The sequence below is a fragment of the Dactylosporangium sp. NPDC049140 genome (genome assembly GCF_040648435.1).
Genome location: NZ_JBEZDS010000011.1, coordinates 207,089 through 227,212, shown reverse-complemented (window position 1 = coordinate 227,212; position 20,124 = coordinate 207,089). Strand labels below are relative to the sequence as shown.

Genomic DNA, 20,124 nt, shown 5'->3' with positions numbered 1-20,124 from the left:
CGCGGCGCCGGCGGTGGCCCGGCTCAGCCGACCGGCTCGGGCAACCGGTCCGACCCGGCGGGCCGCCCGCCCCGGACCGGGCGGTCGCCGCACGCGCTCAGCCGATCGCGCCGACCGGCTCGGCCGCGCGGTCCGACCCGGCGGGCCGCCCGCCCCGGACCAGGCGCACCGCGCACGCGGCGAAGCCGGCCAGCAGCAGTACGAACCCGGCCGCCGCGACGACCCGGACCCCGGTCGCCTGGCCGCCCATCTCGGCCAGCGGCCAGACGCACAGCGCGACCCCGGCCCAGGCCGGCACCGCCCGGGACCGGATCAGCGCGATGCCGAGCAGGATGAAGCCGACCACGTGCCCGACCAGGTAGAGCGCCACGAGCCCGGTCAGCACGCCGCTTGTCGCGTACCCCTCGACCAGCGCGACGGCCCCGTCCCGGTCGGCCTGCCCGGCCGCGACCTGGACCACGATGTCCTGGCCCAGCAGGTACCCGGCCCCGAGCGCGGTGCCGAACGTCAGCGCGGTGCCGGCCGTGGCCAGGCGCGACCGGCCGGCGACCAGCCCGGCGTACAGGACCGCGGGCAGGACGAGCAGGATCGGCAGGTCGAGCACGACGGCGAGGCGCATCGCCCCGGTGTGCGCGGCCGCGGCGGCCACCTGCCCGGCGGCGGAGTCGCCCGGCCCGACCGGGCTGACCAGGAACTGGATGAGCTGGCCGAGCGGGGCCAGCAGCAGGCAGGCGACGCCCGCGCCGCGGTGCCAGAGGGAAGTACGCATCGTCTCGCTCCCTGCGATCGCCCGCCCGGTCGGCGGGGTCGCAGGGAGCGTCCCGCCGCGGGACGTCCCGGAGGTAGTGACGACTGTCCCGCGGCGCCGGGAAACTCGAGCGGCGGTCAGCCCGGCAGCGTGCTGCGCACGACGTCGGCGATCTCGTCGGGCTCGGTCGCGCTGACGCTGCTGGCCGCGCTGGAGGGCGGGAACCTGCTGAGCCACACCATGCGCAGCTCCGGGCCGCTGCGGGCGGCCATGAACGCGGCGCTGGCCTACATCGGCTCCTTCGGGACCCGAGCGGCCTGACGGTCGGCTCAAGCCGGCAGCGGCGCGGCTCCCTTCTCCTTGAGCGACGCCTTCAGGTCGTCGTGCCCCGACGCCGCGGCCACGACGCAGCCGGTGCGGCCGTCGCGCGGGCTGGCGAGCGCGTACGAGCGCAGGTCCCGCCGGGCGGCGAACTCGTCCACCGGCTGCCCCAGATAGGCCGCTGCCGCCTGGCGGCAGCTCGCCTCGTGGTCCCCGCCGTCGACGACCGCGCCCACGTACTCGGCCGAGTGCGGCTCCCCGCAGGTCTTGTACTGCAGCCGGCCCTCGTCGTAGTAGCGGCCGCAGGTGATCGCCAGCGGGCGGTCGCCGGACATCGCCCCGTGCAGGCTGCCGGTGTACTGGGTGGCCGAGTCCTCGGAGTCGCTGACGACGACGAGTGCGCAGGCGAGCGAGGTGAAGTCCTCGCGGACGTACCGCAGCCGCTGCAGCTGCACCCGCGCGTCGGCGAGCGGGCCGCCGAGGAACTCCTCGGCCGATTCGTGGCAGCCCTTCTCGGCGCCGTCGGCGTAGAAGAAGTCGATGATCTCGGCCTCGTGCGGGTCGCGGCACGGGGCGGGCGCGAGCTGGTCGATCTCGACCGTGGTCCCGTAGCAGCCCTTGTCGCCGGACGCGTGGTGGTTCGGGGCGAAGTGGCGGTACAGCGCGAAACCGCAGCAGGAAAGCACCAGCGCGACGGCGACACCGATGACGATCTTCGTCTTCACGCGGGGAACATACACGCCGTATCAGTAGTCCTGCCTTGCGGCGGGACGGTCCCGGTCTGACCGGCTGATGCCGTGCCGGGTTGACGTTTCGCAGCCACCTGCCCGCGTACGCGGGTCTTCTGGTCGGCTCCACGTCCAGCCGCCGGGCCACTCCTGGCGGTGTCGAGTTCAGCCGCGAGCGCGGCTAGGTTCAGGGCGGCGTTGCGGTCCCGGTCGATGACCAGACCGCACGCCTCACAGCACGCGCCGTGGCGGACATGATCCGGGCGGTGCCATTGTCGAGGCGACGGGCGAGTTTGCGGGCGGACTCGTGCAGCTTCAGCCGACCCAGCCGGGGCAGGACCACATGCATCCGGTCCGGCTCGACCCGGATCGCGCCGGTCGTGAACCGCACGCTGGGTGTGGTGCGCCGACGGGACTTGAACCGGGGAAAACCGACCGGCCGTCCGGCGCGCTTGCCGCTGCGGGAGTCGGCCCAGTTCTTCAAGCCGCGCGCGAGGGCGTCCAGGCCGGTGTTGAACGCTTCTTTGGACACCTCGGTCCACCACGGCGCAGCATCGGACTTCGCGGCGTTCCACGCCTTACGCAGCCCGGCAAGCGACCACGACAGCGACCGGCGTCAACAGTTCGTCCGGCACACCGTACGAGCGTTCGGCCGTGCGCTGCTCCATCACCGCCTTGACCTTCGCGAGTGCCCAGTTGTGTGCAACCCGGGCAGCTCCGGTATGCGCCAGCACGTCGCGTTCCTGGCTCGGGGTGAGGTCGAGCGCGAATCGGTACGCCTGGATCGTCTTCACGTCGGGTCCTCGGCTGCCGCTTCGACGGCCCGGCGTGCCCGGCTGGCCGCGGCCTGGCGGCCGTAGAGCCGGGCGCACAACGACGTCAGGATCTCGGTCACGTCGCGGACCAGGTCGTCATCGACCTCGGCCGGATCGACCACGAGCAGGCGACGGCCCTGCGCCGCCAAGGCGGCTTCGACGTACTCGGCGCCGAAGCGGGCGAACCGGTCACGGTGCTCGACCACGATGGTCGACACCGCCGGGTCGCGCAGCAGGGCGAGGAACTTCTTGCGGTGCCCGTTGAGCGCTGACCCGACCTCGGTCACCACCCGATCCACGGCGAGTTTCTGGCCGGTGACCCAGACGGTCACCCGGGCGACCTGCCGGTCCAGGTCCGGCTTCTGGTCTGCCGAGGACACTCGGGCATACACCACGGTCTGTCCGATACCGGTGGTCGCGCCGGTCAGCGGCTCGCCCACCATGATCAGCCTGCCAAGACGGTACGCGGGAACGGGCAGCGTTCCGGACTCGTAACGCCGACGTGCTGTCGCGTACGAGATACCCGTGGCCGCTGCCCATTCCTTCAAGTTCACACTGACAACTATAGTCGACTACTGAGCACTACTGGCGACTGACATGCAAGCAGCCGCAAGCCCCTCAGGCGGCGCGGCGCCGGGCCATCACGGCGAGGATCACGGCCAGCGCCGCGGCCTCGGCGGCGGCGGTCGCGCCCGCGGTGCCGAGCGGGCCCCAGAGCGGTACCGCCACGGCCACCGCCACCGTGAGCAGGCCGGCGACGATGCCGATGGCCTTCGTGGCCCGGCTGTAGTGCCCGTCGCCGATCCAGTTGAACAGCACGGCCCGGGTCACCGCCAGGCACGGCAGGGCCAGCATGAACACGGCCAGCCAGGTGGAGGCCTCGCGCTGGGGCAGCGACAGCACGGTGTCGGTCAGGAACGGGGCCAGGATCGCGACCGCCGCCGCCATCGGCACCGCGCACGCCAGGGCCACCGCGACCGAGAAGCCGGCCGGGTGGGCCGTCTGCTCGATGCCGAGCCGGCTGCGGGCCCGCGCCACCATCGGCACCTGCAGCGCGGACTGCACGACGCCGCCGATGGCCTGATAGGCGGTCACGATCGCGCCGAAGCTGCCCATGACGGCCGGGCTGGCGGCCACGGACAGCACGAGCGTGCCGAAGCGGGCGACGTACAGCTCGCCGAGGGAGTAGCCGAAGAGGTGGCGGCTGGAGCGGTACCCCTCGAAGGCCCGCCGCCACGAGAGCCCGCGCAGCAGATCGGCCCGCAGCGACCCGTGCTTGCCCAGCACCAGCTCGCCGGCGAGCAGCTGGGCCAGCCCGGCGGTGGCCAGGGCGACCGTGAGCGGCACGCCGAACAGGACCATCACCAGCGAGACCGCCTTGCTGGTGCAGATGAGCACGGCGCTGGCCAGGAAGCGCATCCGGCGGTTGAAGTCGGTCTGCTGCAGCGTGGCGAGCCCGTTGCCCAGCGCCACCACGCCGGCCGCGGTGAGGGCGCCGATGCCGTAGCCCCGCGTGGCGTAGAACGCGCCGACCGCCACGGTGCCCAGCAGCAGGCCGGGCACCACGACGATCATCCACTGGCTGCGCACCAGGGCGCGCTGCTCCTCGGTGCCGTTGAGGTACAGCAGCGCCGAGCCGCCGCTGAGGAAGATGAGCACGAAGGCGAGCGCGGACGTCATGACCGTGTACGCGCCGACCTCGGCGGTCTGCCCCAGTTTCGTGCACAGGGCGAGGATCGCCGCGCTCAGCAGGCCGTTCGCGACCACCGCGCCGGCCGCGATCGCCGAGTTGCGCGCGAGTGCGCGAACGCCCGGCCGCGTCTCGGGGACCGGGTCGGCGACCAGCTCTGCCATGGGCCGAACGTAGCAGGCGCGATCACTGCGGATCGGCCGCCTCGCCCGGCGGCTGCATCAGCTCACACAGCAGGGTGAGGTCGATCGCCGGCGAGCCGGACGGCTCGGGGTTGCGCTGGGCCGCGGCCAGGTGCGATGCGACCAGCCGGTGCACGGCCTCGGACTCGCCGGCCTCGATGAGGTCCAGAATCTTCCCGTGTACCGCTCCGGCTTCCTCGCGCTGGCTCAGCGGTACACCCCGGGGCTCGGTCCGGCTCGCCCAGCCCTCCTCGTGGCTGAACCACAGCGCCTCCAGCGCCCCGGCCAGCACGATCAGCGGCGGGTTCCCGCACAGGCCGACCAGGGCCTCGTGGAAGCGGCGCGACACGCCGACCACGGCGGGCAGGTCGCCGATCCGCGCGAGGTACTCCTCGTGCAGCTCCCGCAGGCGCGGTACCACCGTGCGCGCACGGTCCTCCCGGGCCGCGCACAGCGCCGCGCACGCCGGCTCGACGTGACGCAGGGCGACCGCGACATCACCGATCCCGGAGCGCTGGGCGGCGAGCACCAGGCCGAGGTTGTACCCCAGGTTGGCCGGGGACGGCCGATGCACGACGGCACCGCCCAGCCGCCCCCGGCGCACCGTGATGAGGCCCTCCGCCTCCAGGATGCGCATCGCCTCGCGCAGCGTCGGCAGGCTGACCGGGTACCGCCGGATCAGCTCCTCCGACTTGGGCAGCGGGTCGCCGTCGGCGAGCCCGCCGCTGATGATCTGCGCCCGGATGCGGTCGGCGACCTGCTCGGCGAGCCGATGGACGCGTACCCGGGGCTCCACGGCCGTGAGCTTAGTAGGCGTCCGGGTCCTGCTGCACGGCGTCCGGGACCGGGTGCCGGTACAGCACGGAGGCGTTCTCCCACGTCATCTTGCGCACGTCGGCCGCGGGCAGGCCGCCGATCTCCTCCTCGATCGTGCGCTGGGTGTGCGGCCAGGTCGAGTCGCAGTGCGGGTAGTCCTGCTCCAGCAGGATGTGGTCGACGCCGATGACGTCGCGCAGCGCGAACGTCGACGGGTCCTCCACGGCGCAGAAGTAGAAGTTGCGCAGCAGCACCTCGGCCGGGGTGAGGTCGATGCCCTTCCAGGTGCCGTACATCTCGTGGTAGCTCAGCATGTGGTTGAGCCGGTCGACGAGGCCGGGTACCCAGCCGATCCCGCCCTCGGAGAGCACGATCTTGATGTCGGGGAAGCGGACCGGGATGCGGGAGTACAGCCAGTCGACGGCCGAGAACATCGAGTAGCCGAAGAACAGCACGCCGACCACGTCCGGCGGCGCGTCCTCGGCGGTCGACGGCGAGCTGCCCGACGAGCCGATGTGCAGGTTCACCACCGTGCCGGTCTCGGCACAGGCGCGCATGATGGGGTCCCAGTGCCCGGTGTGCAGCGACGGCAGGCCGAGCAGGTGCGGCGCCTCGGTGAACGTCACCGCCTTGAAGCCGCGCTCGGCGTTGCGGTAGATCTCCTGCGCGCCGACCTCGGGGTCGAGGAAGTACGGCAGCTGGCACGGGATCATCCGGTCCGGGTACGCGCCCGACCACGCCTCGATGTTCCAGTCGTTCCAGGCCCGGGTGGCCGCGAGCGCGAGCTCGGCGTCGGGGGTGGACAGCTGCAGGCGCTGCCCGGCGAAGCCCGGCAGGAAGGACGGGAAGCACAGCGAGGCGTACACGCCGGACAGGTCCATGTCCTTGATGCGCTCGTGGATGTCCCACGAGCCGCGGCGCATGTCGTCGAAGCGGCTCGGCTCCATGCTGTACTCGTCGACGGGCCGGCCGACGACGGCGTTGAACCCGACGTTGGGGAACTCGCGGCCGTCGTACATCCAGACGTGGCTGCCGTCCTTCTCGATGACGCGCGGGGTCTGCTCGGCGTACTTGGCCGGCATCCGGCCCTCGAAGGCGTCCGGCGGCTCGACGATGTGGTCGTCGACGGAGATGAAGGTGTACTTGCGCTCCTGGCGCGGCGGGTCGGGCAGGAACGTCACCTTGTTGCGGTCGGCGGTGGTGAAGCTCGTGTTGCGCAGGAGCTCGTCGATCGAGGCCATGTGCTCTCCTAGTCGAGGACGTCGGGTTCGTGGCGGAGGAGCTTGCGGACCGCGCCGGCCCAGTAGTAGTCCGAGCCCCGCTCCAGCAGGGACTTCTTCATGCCGGCGCGCAGCCCGGGGGCGATGGCGAGGGGGTCGCGGCCCAGCAGCATGACGTCGTACGCGAGCTTGCACGCGCGGTCGATGCTCGCGGAGCGGTAGGTCGCCTCCTGGATCGTCGGCGCGGTGACGATGATCCCGTGGCTGGCGAGGATGACGACGGACTTGTCGCCGATCCGGCGCGCCAGGTCGGCCCCGAGCGCGGCGTCGTCGACCTCGCCGGTGTACTCGTGCACGAACGCCAGGTCGCCGTCGAACATCGCCCCGGTCTGGTGCACGATCTCGGGCAGCACGCCGACCGCGGCCAGCACGGTCACGTAGTACGGATGGTTGTGCACGACCACCCGGGCGTCGGGCCGCGCACGGTGCAGCTCGGTGTGGATGTGGAACGCCGGGGTCACGTCCCAGCGCCCTTCCCTGACGGCCCCGTCCCGGTCGACGACGCACAGATCCGAGGCGGACACCTCGTCCCACCACAGGCCCCACGGGTTGATCCACATGTCGCCGGAGTCGTTCTTGACCATCGTGATGTGCCCGGCGATGTTCTCGCTGAAGCCGTCGCGGGCCAGGATGCGGAACGCGCAGGCGAGGGCCTGGGCCTCGGTGAGCTCGACCCCGATGGGCGGGGTGATGCGGGGCGACCAGACGGCGGTGCCGCCGGCCTTCTCGGTCACGGTTGTCACTCGCACCTCCTGAAAATCTTTTAAAAGATTTAGCAGTCGGTACCGGTTGAGGCAAGCAAACGCTTGGTTGTTTTCTGTGCCACTTTCCGCCGGTCTCGCCCTGCGCTCTCGCCGTCGGGCCTCGCCCGGCGCTCTCCCCGGTGGGCCTCGCCCGGTGCTTTCCCCGCCGGGCCTCGCCCGGCGCTCTCCCCGCTGGGCCTCGCCCGGCGCTCTCCCCGCTGGGCCTCACCGTGCGTGCCGACTCCTCCGCCGGGTTGACGGACTTACGCCGCGCGCCCGCTCTTCCGCCACGCCGACGGACTCACACCGTGCGCCCGCTTGAACGCGACGCTGAACGCGAAGGCATCGGCATATCCGGCCTCACGGGCGACCACGGCAACGGTGTCGTCCCCGGCCCGGAGCCGGTCGGCCGCGAGGGCCATGCGCCAGCCGGTGAGGTACGCCAGCGGCGGCTCCCCCACCTGCCGCACGAACCGGGCGGCAAAGGCGGCACGGGACAGCCGCCCCGCCGCGGCGAGCTCGGCGACCGTCCAGCGCCGGGCGGGCTCGGCGTGCATCCGCTGCAGCGCGGCGCCGACCGCGGGATCGGCCAGCGCCGTGTACCACCCCGGCGGGTCCGCCTCCGGCCCGGCACACCAGGCCCGCAACGCCATGACGAGCACGAGGTCGAGCAGCCGGGCCAGCACGGCATCCTGCCCCGGCCCGTCCCGGGCGGTCTCGGCGGCGAGCAGCTCGAGCACCGGCCGGGTGCGAGGCCCGGCCGGGACGACAGCGAGGGCCGGAAGCATGCCCAGGAGCCGATCGCCGACCGCACCGGTCACATGGAACGCCCCGCGCAGCATGGTCGTGGCCCCGGGCGCGTCGTCACCGTACGTGCGCGGAGCGAGCGGCACCCGCTCCGGCGCCACCTCACCCGAGCCGGCCACGAACTTCCGCCCACCCCGGATGACAAATCGCGCGGGTGCGTCCGGCGCAGACGCAACCGTGTACGGCCCGCCAGCCGTGAGCAGCGCAATGTCCCCGGGATCAAGCACGGCCGCAGGACGACCGGCACCCAAGACGCGAACGGCCGCCGGCCCGCCGATGGCGGTGACGACGGTGAGGGGCGGAACGTCCTCGTACGTCATCGACCACGGCGCCCGCTGAATGAGCTGCCGCACGAGCGCGTCGCCGGCCCGGCCCCGGTGCAGCAGATCGCTGAGCACGTCCACGTGAGCCGATGCTAGTCACTCCCGCGCACCAGAGCTGCTGGCGCAGGACTCGACCACGTGCCCGGGTCCCGGCCCAGCCCCGGCTCCGACTCCGGCCCCGGCCCCGGCCACGGCCGCAGCTACGGCCCCGGCCCGGCCCCGGGATTCGGCCACGAGCGCCCGACCGTGACCCTGGCGCTCGACCCGATCACCCGGCCGTGGTCCTGACCCTGGACTCAACTACGGGCGTCGGGCCCTGACCCCGACCACGAGGCCGCGGGAGTCGGCTCCGCTTTCGGAATCAGAAGGTGTACGACCCGAACCGCCCCCACGCCACCACCGCGGCCAGCACCAGCAGCACCCCGCTCGGCACCAACGCCGGAACCTCACCACGCCGCAGATGCATCACCACGGCACCGACCATCACCAGAGATGCGGATGAGCCTGCTCGCGGCCATCTCCGAGGGCTCCCTCCCGCGCCTCTCCCAGGCCATCGGCCGCTTGGAAAAGCGCGGCTGGGTGCGCCGCTCGCCCGACCCGGACGACGGTCGCTACACGCTCGCCATCCTCACGGACGAGGGCCTGGCAAAGGTCGTCGCAACCGCGCCGGGCCACGTCGCCGAGGTGCGCCGCCTGGTCTTCGACCCGCTGACCAAGGCCCAGCCCCGGCAGCTGCACGACATCTGCGGACGCATCATGCGCACCATCGACCCGGACGGCCCATACCCCGGCCCCCGCCCGTACTAGGGCCTTTGACAGCCGCGGCAGCCCAGACTTCCGCCTCGCCAACCCGGCGCCGAGCGGACTCCGCCTTGCTTACCTGACCCCCGACGGACTCCCGCCTTCCTAACCAAACGGCGGGGCAGACTTGCGCCCCGCTAACCAACGCCGGGCGGCGGCAACGAACACAACGTCGCCGACGCGTGAGACATCGCCCACCCTCGTCGCCGACGGCATTGCGCCGTGAAGCATCTGGACGACCGCAAAGGTTTCGGCGACGATCGCCCATGGCCCGTCCACCAACCGAAACGGTTTCCTAAAAGGCATGGAAAACGTTTTGGTTTTCGGCGGTACCGGCAAAACCGGCCGACGCGTCGCCGACGTGCTGCGTTCGCAGGGCCGTGCGGTTCGCACGGCCGCGCGCACCGGCGCCGACGTCCGGGTCGAACTGAGCGCGCCCGGCACCTGGGGGCCCGCGCTGGACGGGGTCGCCGCGGCCTACCTCGTCGAGCCCGACCTGCAATCCGTGCGGCTGCCCGGTTTCGTCGCCGCGGCCACGCAGGCGGGCGTCGAGAGGTTCGTGTTGTTGTCGGCGCCCGGAGCGGTACACGATCGGCATCCGCTCTTCGCCGTCGAAGCCGCCGTGCGCGCATCCGGCGCCGCGTGGACGATCCTGCGGCCGGGCTGGCTCGCGCAGAACTTCACCGAAACCAATTGGCATGGCCACTTGACCACCGGTGAGCTGGCGCTGCCCACGGGCGACGGGCGGACCGCGTTCGTCGACGCCGAGGACATCGCCGAGGTCGCCGCGGCGGCGCTGACGTCCGACCGGCACGACGGCGAGCAGTACGCGCTGACCGGCCCCCGCGCGCTGTCCTTCGGCGAGGCGGTGGACCTGGTCGCCGCCGCCACGGGGCTGCGGGCCCGGCACGTGGACGTGACGCCCGGCGAGTACGTCGAGCGCCAGGTCACCGGAGGTGTGCCGCGCCCGGTCGCCGAGATCCTCGCGGGCGTCTTCACCGCCATCCGCGACGGCCGGGATCAGGGCGTCTCCGATGGAGTGGAGCGCGCCCTGGGCCGGCCGCCGCGACCGTTCGAGGAGTACGTGAGCCGGCTGCGCACGGGATGACAAACGTCGCCGGGATCCTCCCGTGCGCCTGCACAGCCACCCACGGCGGCCGGAACCAAGGCACGGCCAATGCGACCGTCCCAGGGCTACGTGAGCCGGCCGCGCACGGGATGACAAACGTCGCCGGGATCCTCCCGTGCGCCTGCACAGCCACCCTGGGCGGCCGGAACCAAGACACGCCCCGGGCCGGCCACTGCGACCGTTCGAGGACTACGTCAGCCGGTCGCCTGTGGGATGGCCACCGTTGCAGCACGCAGAGGGCCGAACCTCAGGCAGGCCCAGCCGGCCTCCGGCACCGTCCGCCGGTCACCGCCTGCGCGTCGATGGCCGTCAGCCTCCGGTGGAGCGGGAATGTGTTCGTCGCCCCCGGCGCGAGCTCCCCGACCGCGCAGCGCATGGATTCGCCCCGGCGTTACACCCCGCGTTCGGCGAGTTCGGCCAGCTGCGCGGTGACCGTTCCCCAGCCGTCGACGAAGCCGAGCTCCTCGTGGCGCGCCCGGGCGGCGGGGTCGCCGTGCCGGACGACGACGTTGTACTCCGTGCCGTCCGGGTGGTCGCCGAAGGTGATCTCGGCGGTCATCGGCACCGGGGCGGGGACGGCCGGGCGCCATGCACTGTCGAGCGCGTTCGTGAACACGATGCGTTCGAACTCGTCGACGATGATGAAGCACGCGTCGAGGTGCGGGACGAACGAGACGCCGTCCTCGCTGAGGCGGGTGACGAAGCCGCCGCCGGGGCGTACGTCGAGGCGGTCGACGCGCGTCTGCGCCGGCGCCGGCACCCACCACTGCTCGAGGCGGCCGGGCTCGGTCCAGGCGCTCCACACGCTCTTGCGGGGCGCGCGGATGAGGCGGTTCACGGTGAGGTCGAGGTCGGGGTTCACGGCTGGTCCTCCAGGGTCTCGGTGACGAACTGTTCGAGGCGGTCGGTGCGGCCCAGCCAGATCCCGCGCTGCTCGGCGAGCCAGTCGTCGACGAGCGCGAGGCGCTCGCGGTTGAGCGTGCAGGTGCGCACGCGGCCCTCCTTGACGGTGCGGATCAGGCCGGTGCCCTCGAGCATCCGCACGTGCTTCATGAACGACGGCAGCGCCATCGGAAACTCGCGGGCGAGCTCGCCGACGCTGGCCGGCCCGAGCCCGAGCCGCCGGATCACGGCCCGCCGCGTCTGATCGCCGAGCGCGACGAAGACGCCGTCCAGCTGCGCCAAATACTGAGCCATGGGGCTTAGTATTGCGCGCCGCGATAGTTAGCGCAAGAGCTAGGTGTTCTCAGCTCGATCCGCGCAGCGTCAGGGTCGTCGGCAGGCGGCCCGCGTGCGGCAGCGCCGGGTCGAGCAGCCTGCGCACGGCGGACGCGGCCTCGTCCTCCGCCGGCATGTACACCGAGGACAGGTCGGCCATCTCGGCCAGCGCGCTGCCGTCGAAGCTCACCACCGCCACGTCGTCGGGCACCCGCCGCCCGGCCTCGCGCAGCGCCTGCAGCACCCCCATCGCCGACACGTCGCAGGCCGCAAACACCGCGTCCAGCTGCGGGTTGTACGCGAGCAGCTCCTTGGCTGCCGCGTACGCCCGGGCCCGGGTGAAGTCGCCGTCGATCGAGGCGACGGGCTGCCCGGCGCCCGCCATCACGCGCAGGAAGCCGGCCTTGCGCTCCAGGGCGCACGGCGTCGCGGGGCCGAACACTGCCCCGACCCGCCGGCGGCCGGTGGTCACGAGGTGGTCCGCGGCCTGGAACCCGCCGCCGTCGTTGTCGGGCGCCACGTACGGGATCCCGGGCGCGGTCTCACCCAGCGCGATCGTCCGCGCGCGGCGCATCCGGGCCGCGGCGGCGAGCGGCATGTTGATGAGGACCCGGCCGAACGGCGGATCGTCGTCGCTCGCCGGCGGAGCGTCGACCCGCCGTACCTCGAGCGCGATGTTCTGCCCGGCCAAGGCGCGCAGGGCGCCGGTGAGAACGCGGCCATAGTACGGCTTGACGCTCATCGCATTCGGATCGGCATCGACGATCAGGATTTCGATGCGCTCCGTCCGCCCCGCACTGGAGCGCCCCGTCGCGAGCGCCCGCGCGGCCGCGTGCGGCTCGAACCCGAGCTCGGCGGCGACCGCCCGGACCCGTTCCCGCACGGCCTCGGTGGTGCCGGGCAGCCCGTTGAGCGCCCGCGACGCGGTGGCCCGCGACACCCCGGCCGCAATGGCCACGTCGGCGAGCTTGGGACGCTGTTGATCCATGCCTAGAACGTACTTCAGCCGACCCGCGGCGGCGGTACCTCCCGAGCCGGCCAGGTCTTCCGCGGGCGGGCGCTACCTGATCGAGTAGTGGGCGGTGTCCCGGGCGGTGCCTAGTCTCGGCAGTGTGTACGGATACGTGATCGCCGACGTGTTTACCGATACCGCACTCGAGGGAAACCCGCTCGCCGTCGTGCCCGACGCGGCCGGGCTCTCGTCCGAGTGCATGCAGCGCATCGCGCGCGAGATGAACCTCTCCGAGACCACGTTCGTGCTGCCGCCCGCGGCCGGCGGCGATGTGCGCGTGCGCATCTTCACGCCCGTCGGGGAGCTGCCGTTCGCGGGGCATCCGACCTTCGGCACCGCCGCCGTGCTCGCCGCGACCGGGCACCCCGGCGTGCGCGACGGCGGGCTGCGCATGGAGACCGGGATGGGCGTCGTGCCGTTCCGGTTCACCGGGCGCAGCCCCGACCGGCGCGCGCTCACCGCGCGGATGCTCCAGCCGATCCCCGTCTGGGAGCCGTACGCGCGCGCCCGCGAGCTCGAGGCGGCGCTCGGGGTGGAGGCGTCGACGCTGCCGGTCGAGGTGTACCGCAACGGGCCCCGGCACGCGTTCGTCGGGCTCGCGAGCGTCGCGGAGCTCTCCGCGCTGCGGGTCGACCTGCGCGCGCTCGCCGCGCACGAGGACCTCGCGGCCAACTGCTTCGCGCCCACCGACGACCCGATGGTGTGGCGGGCGCGGATGTTCTCGCCGGCCTACGGGGTGGCCGAGGACGCCGGGACCGGGTCGGCCGCCGGCCCCCTCGCGCTGCACCTGGGCCGGCACGGGCTGGTCCCGCTCGGACAGGCGATCACCGTCCGGCAGGGGGTGGAGATGGGCCGCCCGTCCACGATTCGCGCACAGGTATCGATGCTCGGCGACCGCGTCGAGCGGGTCGAGATCGCCGGCAGCGCGGTCGTGGTGGCGGACGGCCGGCTCCACATCTAGATCTTCCCCGTGCCCGCGTTGGCCGTGACGTAGGGACCATGCCGAGGCGGACCCGCGGGGCGCGCTGCCCGAGGTTGCGGTAGAGGTCGTCCAGGAAGACGAGCACCGCACCCACGGTGACACCCCACGAAATTTTCATTGACGCGTCCTCTCGCAAGCGGCCTGGCGGCGCCGCATACCTAAGGGAAAGCGATTTCCCCGGCGCCCGACCATAATCCCGGCGGCGAAGGTCGTCAATGGACAGGCACTGCAACAAACCTGCAAACGTCGCGCCTTGCGGACCGGGAAAACGCTTTCCTAGGATTGGGGTCCTTCGATGACCAGGAGGATCCATGCGTCCAAACAAGCGCACGTGGCTGGCCGCCTCGGCCGCCGTCACGGCGGTCGCGGGCGTGGCGCTCGCCACCCAGGTCGCGTTCGCCGACACGGCGTTCAGCGCGACCTTCGAGGACGGCTCCACCAGCGGCTGGTCGAAGTCCGGCGGCACCTGGAGCGTCGTCACCGACGGCACCAAGGTGCTGCAGCAGTCCAACGCCGGCAGCGAGAACGCCCGCGAGTTCGCCGGCGACAGCGGCTGGACCGACTACACCGTTCAGGCCAGCGTGAAGCCGCTGTCGCTGGGCTCGGGCGGGTTCGCCGGGCTGCTCGCCCGCTCCACCAGCTCCACCACGTTCTACCGGCTCGCGCTGCTGCCCGGCAACACGGTGCAGCTGCAGGCCGTGAACAGCGGCTCGGTGACCGTGCTGGGCAGCGTGTCGCGGACCGTGTCGACCGGCACCTGGTACACCCTGGCCATCGCCGTCAACGGCAGCTCCATCAGCGGCTCGGTCAACGGGACCACGGTCGCCACCGCCAGTAACAGCTCGATCACCAAGGGCCGCATCGGCCTGCAGACCGCCTACTCGAGCGCGAACTTCGACAACGTCACGGTCACCACCGGCGGGACCAGCCCCACCCCGTCGCAGACCACCGGCTCGCCGACCGCCAGCGCGAGCCCCAGCCCGAGCCGCTCCGCGAGCACCTCGCCGAGCCCGTCGACGAGCCAGCCGCCGTCCTCGGCGCTGTACGTCTCCCCCACCGGCAACGCGGGCAACCCCGGCACCCAGGCCAGCCCGACCACGCTCGCCTCGGCGATCACCCGGGTGACGGCCGGCGGGACGATCTACGTGCGGGGCGGCACCTACAGCCTGTCCTCGACGATCACCATCGCGGCCGGCAACAACGGCACCTCGGGCGCGCTGAAGAACATCACGGCGTACCCCGGCGAGACCCCGGTGCTGAACTTCTCGGCGCAGTCCGAGGACCCCGCCAACCGCGGCCTGTCCGTGAACGGCAACTACTGGCACATCACCGGCCTCGTGGTCGAGCGCGCGGGCGACAACGGCATCTCGATCGGCGGCAGCAACAACACCATCGAGCGGGTCGTCACGCAGTTCAACCGGGACAGCGGCCTGCAGATCTCGCGCATCGCCTCCGACACCCCGAAGGCCAACTGGCCGGCCAACAACCTCATCATCAGCAGCGAGTCGCACGACAACGCCGACTCCGACGGTGAGGACGCCGACGGCTTCGCGGCCAAGCTCACCATCGGCACCGGCAACGTCTTCCGCTACGACGTCTCGCACAACAACATCGACGACGGCTGGGACCTGTACACGAAGACCGACACCGGCGCGATCGGGCCGGTCACGATCCAGGACTCGCTGTCGTACAACAACGGCACCCTGAGCAACGGCCAGGTCAACACCAACGGCGACCGCAACGGCTACAAGCTCGGCGGCGAGGACATCGGCGTGAACCACGTCGTGCAGCGCAGCATCGCCTACAAGAACGGTCACCACGGGTTCACCTACAACAGCAACCCGGGCTCGATGACCATCTCGAACAACCTGTCCGTCGACAACGCCGAGCGCAACTTCTCCTTCGACGAGGGCACCTCGACGTTCCGCAACAACACGTCGTGCCGCTACGCCAGCGGCGGGTCGAACGACAAGACGATCGGCAACACGGACAGCTCCAACCAGTTCTGGACCGGCACCAACGGCTCCCGCTGCACCAACTACAGCGGCGCCCTCGCCTGGTCCTTCGCCTCCGACGGTCACCTGGTGGTCACCCTCGGCGGGCGGACCGTGAGCCTGTAACCACGCACGGCTTCCCCGCCTCGCTTACCGTAAGCGAGGCGGGGTAGTCGCGGGCGATGACGGATTGCACGATCGGCGAATACCTCCTCATGCGCTTGCGGGAGGTCGGCATCCGGCACGTGTTCGGCGTGCCCGGCGACTATCAGCTCGAGTTCCTCGACCAGATCGAGGCGGCCGACGGCATCGACTGGGTCGGCAACTGCAACGAGCTCAACGCGGCCTACGCCGCCGACGGCTACGCCCGGCTCAACGGCATCGGGGCGGTCGTCACGACCTTCAGCGTCGGCGAGCTCAGCGCGCTCAACGGCATCGGCGGCGCGTTCGCCGAGCGGGTGCCGGTGGTGTCCATCGTGGGCACCCCGGCCACGTTCGTAATGCGGGAGCGCCAGCTCGTCCACCACACCGCCGGCGACGGCGAGTTCACCCGGGCCCTGCACTGCGCCGCGCAGTACACCGCCGGCCAGGCGAAGCTCGGCCGCGACAACGCCGCCGAGGAGATCGACCGGCTGCTGCGCCTGTGCTGGCTGGAGAAGCGGCCGGTGTACCTCATGCTGCCCTCGGACGTCGCCCAGCAGCGCATCGCCGCCCCGTCGGCGCCGCTGGCCCTGCCGGAGCCGACAAGCGACCGGCCGATGCTGACCCGCTTCGCCGCCGACGTGCGCGAGCGCCTCCGCGGCGCGGCCTCGACGACGATCCTGGTCGGGCCGGAGGTGGACCGGTACCGCCTCGGCCCGCAGCTGCTCGCCCTCGCCGACGCGCTCGGCTGCCCGGTCGCCACGCTGAGCAGCGCCAAGGGCGTCTTCCCGGAGACCCACGACCAGTTCGCCGGCGTCTACGCGGGCGCGCTCAGCCCGCCCGAGGCCCGCATGGCCGTCGAGGACGCGGAGTGCCTCCTCGCGGTCGGGTGCTGGTTCACCGACTCGGTCACCGGCGGCTTCACCCAGCGCATCGACCCGGACCGGACGGTCGAGCTGCACCCGTCGTCGGCGTCGGTCGGCGGCATCCCGTACGCGAACGTCGCCATGAAGGACGGCCTCACCGCGCTCGCCGAGGCGCCGGAGCGGGCGAGCGGCCGTGGCCCGGCCGCGCACCGGCGCATCCCGTCGAGCCCCGAGCCGGTCGCGGGCGCGAGGCTGGCCCAGGAGCGCTTCTGGCCGCAGATAGCCGGGTTCCTGCGCCCCGGCGACGTCGTCGTCGCCGAGCAGGGCACGTCGTACTTCGGCAGCGCCGCCCAGCCCCTGCCGCGCGACTGCGCCTTCGTCGGGCAGCCGCTGTGGGGCTCGATCGGGTACACGCTCCCGGCCCTGCTCGGCACCATGCTCGCCGCCCCGGACCGCCGGCACGTGCTGTTCATCGGCGACGGCTCCTTCCAGCTCACCGCGCAGGAGCTCGCCACCGTGCTGCGCCTCGGGCTCAACCCGGTCATCGTGCTCGTGAACAACGACGGGTACACCGTGGAGCGCTGCATCCTGGGCGAGAACGCCGCGTACAACTCGATCGCGCCGTGGCGGTACGACCGCCTCGTGCAGGCCTTCGACCCGCAGGACCGGGCCGTCACCGTCGCGGTGGGCACCGAGGACGAGCTGGCGATAGCGCTGGACAAGGCCGGGGCGACCCGCGACCGGCCCGTCTTCATCGAGGCGCGGATGGGCCGGATGGACGCGCCGGAGGCCCTCGTGCGCATCGGCAAGGCGTTCGCGGACGCCGACTACCACCACGCGCCGGTGTAACCACCGCAGGTGAGGCGGGTGGCAACCAACCGGCCCACCGTTGACCCATGGAGCAGGTCGCGGTCGCGGATCGGCCGGTACAGCAACGAAAACCGCGCCTCACGCCGCTGGTCGGCCCGGCCGTCGTGGCCGCCGTCGCGTACGTCGACCCGGGCAACGTGGCCACGAACCTGACCGCGGGCGCCACGAGCGGGTACCTGCTGGTGTGGGTCGTCGTCGCGGCGAGCCTCGTCGCGCTGCTGGTGCAGTTCCAGGCCGCGAAGCTGGGCGTGGCGACCGGCCGGAGCCTGCCGGAGCTGTGCCGGGAGCGGCTGCCCCGCTGGGCGAGCCTGCTGCTGTGGGGCCAGGCCGAGCTCGTGGTGCTGGCGACCGACCTGGCCGAGTTCGTCGGGGCGGCGATCGGGCTGCAACTGCTGTTCGGGCTGCCGGTCGCCCCGGCGGCGCTGGTGACCGCGGCGGTGTCCATGGTGCTGCTGGAGCTGCGCCGCCGCGGCCGCCGCCGGTTCGAGCTGCTGACCGCCGCGGCCCTGCTGCTCGTCGGCGCCGGCGTCATCTACGACGTCGTCGCCGTCGGGCACCAGTCCCCGGCGGGCCTCGCGGGCGGCCTGGTGCCGCGCCTGGACGGCGTGCAGAGCGCGCTGCTGGCGATGGGCATCGTCGGGGCGACAGTGATGCCGCACGCGATCTACCTGCACTCCGCGCTCGCGGTACGGCCCGAGTTCCGGGTCGCCGACGCGATCGGCCGGCGGGCGCCCGGGCTGGTGCGCCGCGCGCTGCGGCTGGACTGCGGCGTCGCGCTGGGCGGCGCGGCCGTGGTCAACGTCGCGATGATCGCGCTCGGGGCCGGGCTCGGGGCGCTGACCGCCGGCGGCTGGACGGGCGACATCATCGCCGCGCACGGCGAGATCGCGGCGCGGGCCGGCGGGGCGGCGGCGCTCGCGTTCGCGGTGGCCCTGCTCGCCTCCGGGGTCTCCTCGTCCGGGATCGGCACGCTGGCCGGCGACTTCGTGATGCAGGGCTTTCTCGGGTGGCAGATCCCGAGCCGCGTGCGAAGGCTGCTGACGATGCTCCCGGCGGTCGCCGCGCTGCTGCTGGGGGCGCCGCTGACCACGCTGCTGGTGCTCAGCCAGATCGTGCTCTCGCTCGGGGTACCGGTGGCGCTGTTCCTGCTCGTGCACTTCTGCCGGGACCGCGCGCTCATGGGCGGGCTCGTCAACGCCGCGGCCACGACCCGGGTCGCCGCGAGCGCCGGTTTCGTGGTGGCTGCGGTCGGCCTTTCCCTGCCGGTACTGCTGCTGCTCTGACATCCACTGAGGACTGTCCAATGCCGACACTGCCGCGCCTGCGCGCCCGCATGCTGGCCTTCGCCGTCGCCGCCGGGCTCGCGCTCGGCCTCGGCGTCGCGCCCGTCGCCGTGCTGGCCCTCGTCTTCGCCGCCGCAGCGATCCCCGCTGCGGTCCTGATTTCCGGAGGTGTACCGCAGGCGCGCGCCCTGTGCCGCCTGCGGCCCGCCGCAGCCGAGAAGGAGCGCACATGAACCCTGAACCCATTCCGCAGCCTGAGCGCGGCCTGTCGGGCGGACCCGACACCGGGCCGCGCAACGTCGAGCTGGACCGGCAGAACCCCGACCTGCTCACGCCGCCCGAGACCGACGCGGGCACGCTGCCGAACCTGAAGTTCTCGATGTCGATGGCGCACACCCGCATCGAGGACGGCGGCTGGACCCGCGAGGTGACCCAGCGCGAGCTGCCGATCGCGACCGAGCTCGCGGGCGTCGACATGAAGCTCGACCCGGGCGCGTACCGGGAGCTGCACTGGCACAAGCAGTCCGAGTGGGCGTACGTGCTGGACGGCAGCTGCCGCATCGGCGCGGTCGACCAGGAGGGCCGCAACTTCCTCGAGGACGTGGAGAAGGGCGACCTGTGGTTCTTCCCGCACGGGGTGCCGCACCACATCCAAGCGCTCGACGAGGGCGTCGAGTTCCTGCTGGTCTTCGACGACGGCCAGTTCTCGGAGAACTCGACGTTCATGATCAGCGACTTCTTCGCGCACACGCCGAGGAGCGTCATCGCGAAGAACTTCGGCTGGGTACCGGAGCAGCTGGACCGGCTGCCGGAGCGGGAGAAGTACATCTTCTCCGGGCAGGTCCCGCCGCCGCTGGAGCGCGACCAGGTGGTCAGCCCGACCGGCGACGTGCCGCGCACGTTCAAGCACCGGCTGCTGGCGCAGGAGCCGGAGCACTTCCACGGCGGCCAGGCCCGCGTCGCGGACTCCACGAACTTCGCCGCCGCGGACACGATCAGCGCCGCGCTGGTCGAGATCGACCCGGGCGGCCTGCGCGAGCTGCACTGGCACCCGACCGACGACGAGTGGCAGTACTACATCTCGGGTCACGGCCGGATGGGCGTCTTCGCCAGCTCGGGGCTGAACCGGACCTTCAACTACCGGGCGGGCGACGTCGGCTACGTGCCGTTCGCCTACGGCCACTACATCGAGAACACCGGCCGCGAGCCGCTGGTGTTCCTGGAGATGTTCCGCAACCCGAAGTTCGAGGACATCTCGCTGAGCCAGTGGATGGCCAACACCCCGCCGCAGGTGGCCGCCGACGCGCTGAACCTCCCGCGCCACGTGGTCGAGTCGATCCCGAAGACGAAGGCGCGGATCACGATCTGACGCCCG

The 20,124-nt window shown here is 72.4% G+C and carries 23 protein-coding genes; 10 read left to right on the top strand and 13 right to left on the bottom strand.

Annotation, left to right across the window (positions count from 1 at the left end; genetic code table 11):
• Positions 1-97: 97 nt before the first annotated feature.
• Positions 98-769 carry a hypothetical protein gene (locus tag AB0B76_RS20770; RefSeq protein ID WP_360377368.1) on the bottom strand — a complete coding sequence of 224 codons (672 nt, stop codon included), beginning with the start codon at positions 767-769 and terminating at the stop codon, positions 98-100.
• Between the two features lie 129 nt (positions 770-898).
• Here AB0B76_RS20770 and AB0B76_RS20765 point away from each other — a divergent pair, with 129 nt between their 5' ends.
• Complete coding sequence (locus tag AB0B76_RS20765) at positions 899-1,069, top strand: hypothetical protein (protein ID WP_360377365.1); 171 nt, start codon at positions 899-901, stop codon at positions 1,067-1,069.
• A gap of 8 nt (positions 1,070-1,077) precedes the next feature.
• On the opposite strand, the gene AB0B76_RS20760 is transcribed toward AB0B76_RS20765, so the two are convergent.
• From AB0B76_RS20760 to AB0B76_RS20720, 9 genes are all read right to left on the bottom strand, one after another.
• Positions 1,078-1,794, bottom strand: a complete 717-nt coding sequence (locus AB0B76_RS20760; protein WP_360377363.1) for a septum formation family protein — start codon at positions 1,792-1,794, stop codon at positions 1,078-1,080.
• Between the two features lie 190 nt (positions 1,795-1,984).
• A complete protein-coding gene (locus AB0B76_RS20755) occupies positions 1,985-2,329 on the bottom strand; it encodes a hypothetical protein (RefSeq protein ID WP_360377361.1) in 345 nt (114 codons plus the stop codon).
• A 46-nt stretch (positions 2,330-2,375) separates the two neighbouring features.
• A complete protein-coding gene (locus AB0B76_RS20750) occupies positions 2,376-2,591 on the bottom strand; it encodes a helix-turn-helix domain-containing protein (RefSeq protein ID WP_360377359.1) in 216 nt (71 codons plus the stop codon).
• Positions 2,588-3,166, bottom strand: coding sequence for an IS607 family transposase (locus AB0B76_RS20745; protein ID WP_360377357.1), 579 nt, complete (start codon positions 3,164-3,166; stop codon positions 2,588-2,590). The genes AB0B76_RS20750 and AB0B76_RS20745 overlap by 4 nt, the downstream gene beginning before the upstream one ends.
• 64 nt (positions 3,167-3,230) lie before the next feature.
• On the bottom strand, positions 3,231-4,466 hold the full coding sequence (locus tag AB0B76_RS20740; RefSeq protein WP_360377354.1) for a hypothetical protein: 1,236 nt from the start codon (positions 4,464-4,466) through the stop codon (positions 3,231-3,233).
• 22 nt (positions 4,467-4,488) lie between these two features.
• A complete protein-coding gene (locus AB0B76_RS20735; protein ID WP_360377351.1) occupies positions 4,489-5,280 on the bottom strand; it encodes a GntR family transcriptional regulator in 792 nt (263 codons plus the stop codon).
• Between the two features lie 10 nt (positions 5,281-5,290).
• Positions 5,291-6,541, bottom strand: a complete 1,251-nt coding sequence (locus AB0B76_RS20730; protein WP_360377348.1) for an amidohydrolase family protein — start codon at positions 6,539-6,541, stop codon at positions 5,291-5,293.
• Positions 6,542-6,549: 8 nt separating this feature from the next.
• Positions 6,550-7,323, bottom strand: a complete 774-nt coding sequence (locus tag AB0B76_RS20725; RefSeq protein WP_360377346.1) for a class II aldolase/adducin family protein — start codon at positions 7,321-7,323, stop codon at positions 6,550-6,552.
• A 263-nt stretch (positions 7,324-7,586) separates the two neighbouring features.
• Complete coding sequence (locus tag AB0B76_RS20720; RefSeq protein WP_360377343.1) at positions 7,587-8,534, bottom strand: AraC family transcriptional regulator; 948 nt, start codon at positions 8,532-8,534, stop codon at positions 7,587-7,589.
• A 57-nt stretch (positions 8,535-8,591) separates the two neighbouring features.
• Here AB0B76_RS20720 and AB0B76_RS20715 point away from each other — a divergent pair, with 57 nt between their 5' ends.
• The 3 genes from AB0B76_RS20715 (at position 8,592) to AB0B76_RS20705 (ending at position 10,362) form a co-directional block, all read left to right on the top strand.
• Positions 8,592-8,741 carry a hypothetical protein gene (locus AB0B76_RS20715; protein WP_360377340.1) on the top strand — a complete coding sequence of 50 codons (150 nt, stop codon included), beginning with the start codon at positions 8,592-8,594 and terminating at the stop codon, positions 8,739-8,741.
• Positions 8,742-8,945: 204 nt separating this feature from the next.
• Positions 8,946-9,260: a winged helix DNA-binding protein gene (locus AB0B76_RS20710; protein WP_360377338.1), complete on the top strand. Its 315-nt coding sequence runs from the start codon at positions 8,946-8,948 to the stop codon at positions 9,258-9,260.
• Positions 9,261-9,558: 298 nt separating this feature from the next.
• Positions 9,559-10,362: an NAD(P)H-binding protein gene (locus tag AB0B76_RS20705; RefSeq protein ID WP_360377335.1), complete on the top strand. Its 804-nt coding sequence runs from the start codon at positions 9,559-9,561 to the stop codon at positions 10,360-10,362.
• Between the two features lie 412 nt (positions 10,363-10,774).
• On the opposite strand, the gene AB0B76_RS20700 is transcribed toward AB0B76_RS20705, so the two are convergent.
• Genes AB0B76_RS20700 through AB0B76_RS20690 form a run of 3 tightly spaced genes read right to left on the bottom strand, consistent with a single transcriptional unit; the run spans position 10,775 to position 12,589 of the window.
• Entirely contained in the window at positions 10,775-11,245 is a 471-nt protein-coding gene (locus AB0B76_RS20700) for an SRPBCC domain-containing protein (RefSeq protein WP_360377332.1), read from the bottom strand.
• Entirely contained in the window at positions 11,242-11,580 is a 339-nt protein-coding gene (locus AB0B76_RS20695) for a metalloregulator ArsR/SmtB family transcription factor (RefSeq protein WP_360377329.1), read from the bottom strand. Before AB0B76_RS20695 ends, AB0B76_RS20700 begins: the two co-directional genes overlap by 4 nt.
• Before the next feature lie 49 nt (positions 11,581-11,629).
• Positions 11,630-12,589, bottom strand: coding sequence for a LacI family DNA-binding transcriptional regulator (locus AB0B76_RS20690; RefSeq protein WP_360377326.1), 960 nt, complete (start codon positions 12,587-12,589; stop codon positions 11,630-11,632).
• Positions 12,590-12,713: 124 nt separating this feature from the next.
• Between AB0B76_RS20690 and AB0B76_RS20685 the strand changes: the two genes are divergently transcribed.
• The 6 genes from AB0B76_RS20685 to AB0B76_RS20660 all read left to right on the top strand — a co-directional run bounded on the left by AB0B76_RS20685 (position 12,714) and on the right by AB0B76_RS20660 (position 20,118).
• The gene (locus AB0B76_RS20685) at positions 12,714-13,574 is read left to right on the top strand and encodes a PhzF family phenazine biosynthesis protein (RefSeq protein WP_360377323.1); all 861 of its coding nucleotides are present in this window, start codon (positions 12,714-12,716) and stop codon (positions 13,572-13,574) included.
• Between the two features lie 332 nt (positions 13,575-13,906).
• A complete protein-coding gene (locus tag AB0B76_RS20680) occupies positions 13,907-15,715 on the top strand; it encodes a family 16 glycoside hydrolase (protein ID WP_360377321.1) in 1,809 nt (602 codons plus the stop codon).
• Between the two features lie 56 nt (positions 15,716-15,771).
• A complete protein-coding gene (locus AB0B76_RS20675; RefSeq protein ID WP_360377318.1) occupies positions 15,772-17,445 on the top strand; it encodes an alpha-keto acid decarboxylase family protein in 1,674 nt (557 codons plus the stop codon).
• Positions 17,446-17,492: 47 nt separating this feature from the next.
• Complete coding sequence (locus AB0B76_RS20670) at positions 17,493-18,749, top strand: Nramp family divalent metal transporter (protein WP_360377316.1); 1,257 nt, start codon at positions 17,493-17,495, stop codon at positions 18,747-18,749.
• Between the two features lie 20 nt (positions 18,750-18,769).
• Positions 18,770-18,982 (top strand): hypothetical protein, encoded by a 213-nt coding sequence (locus tag AB0B76_RS20665; protein WP_360377313.1) that lies wholly within the window; start codon positions 18,770-18,772, stop codon positions 18,980-18,982.
• Positions 18,979-20,118 carry an oxalate decarboxylase family bicupin gene (locus tag AB0B76_RS20660; protein ID WP_360377311.1) on the top strand — a complete coding sequence of 380 codons (1,140 nt, stop codon included), beginning with the start codon at positions 18,979-18,981 and terminating at the stop codon, positions 20,116-20,118. Before AB0B76_RS20665 ends, AB0B76_RS20660 begins: the two co-directional genes overlap by 4 nt.
• Positions 20,119-20,124: the final 6 nt, after the last annotated feature.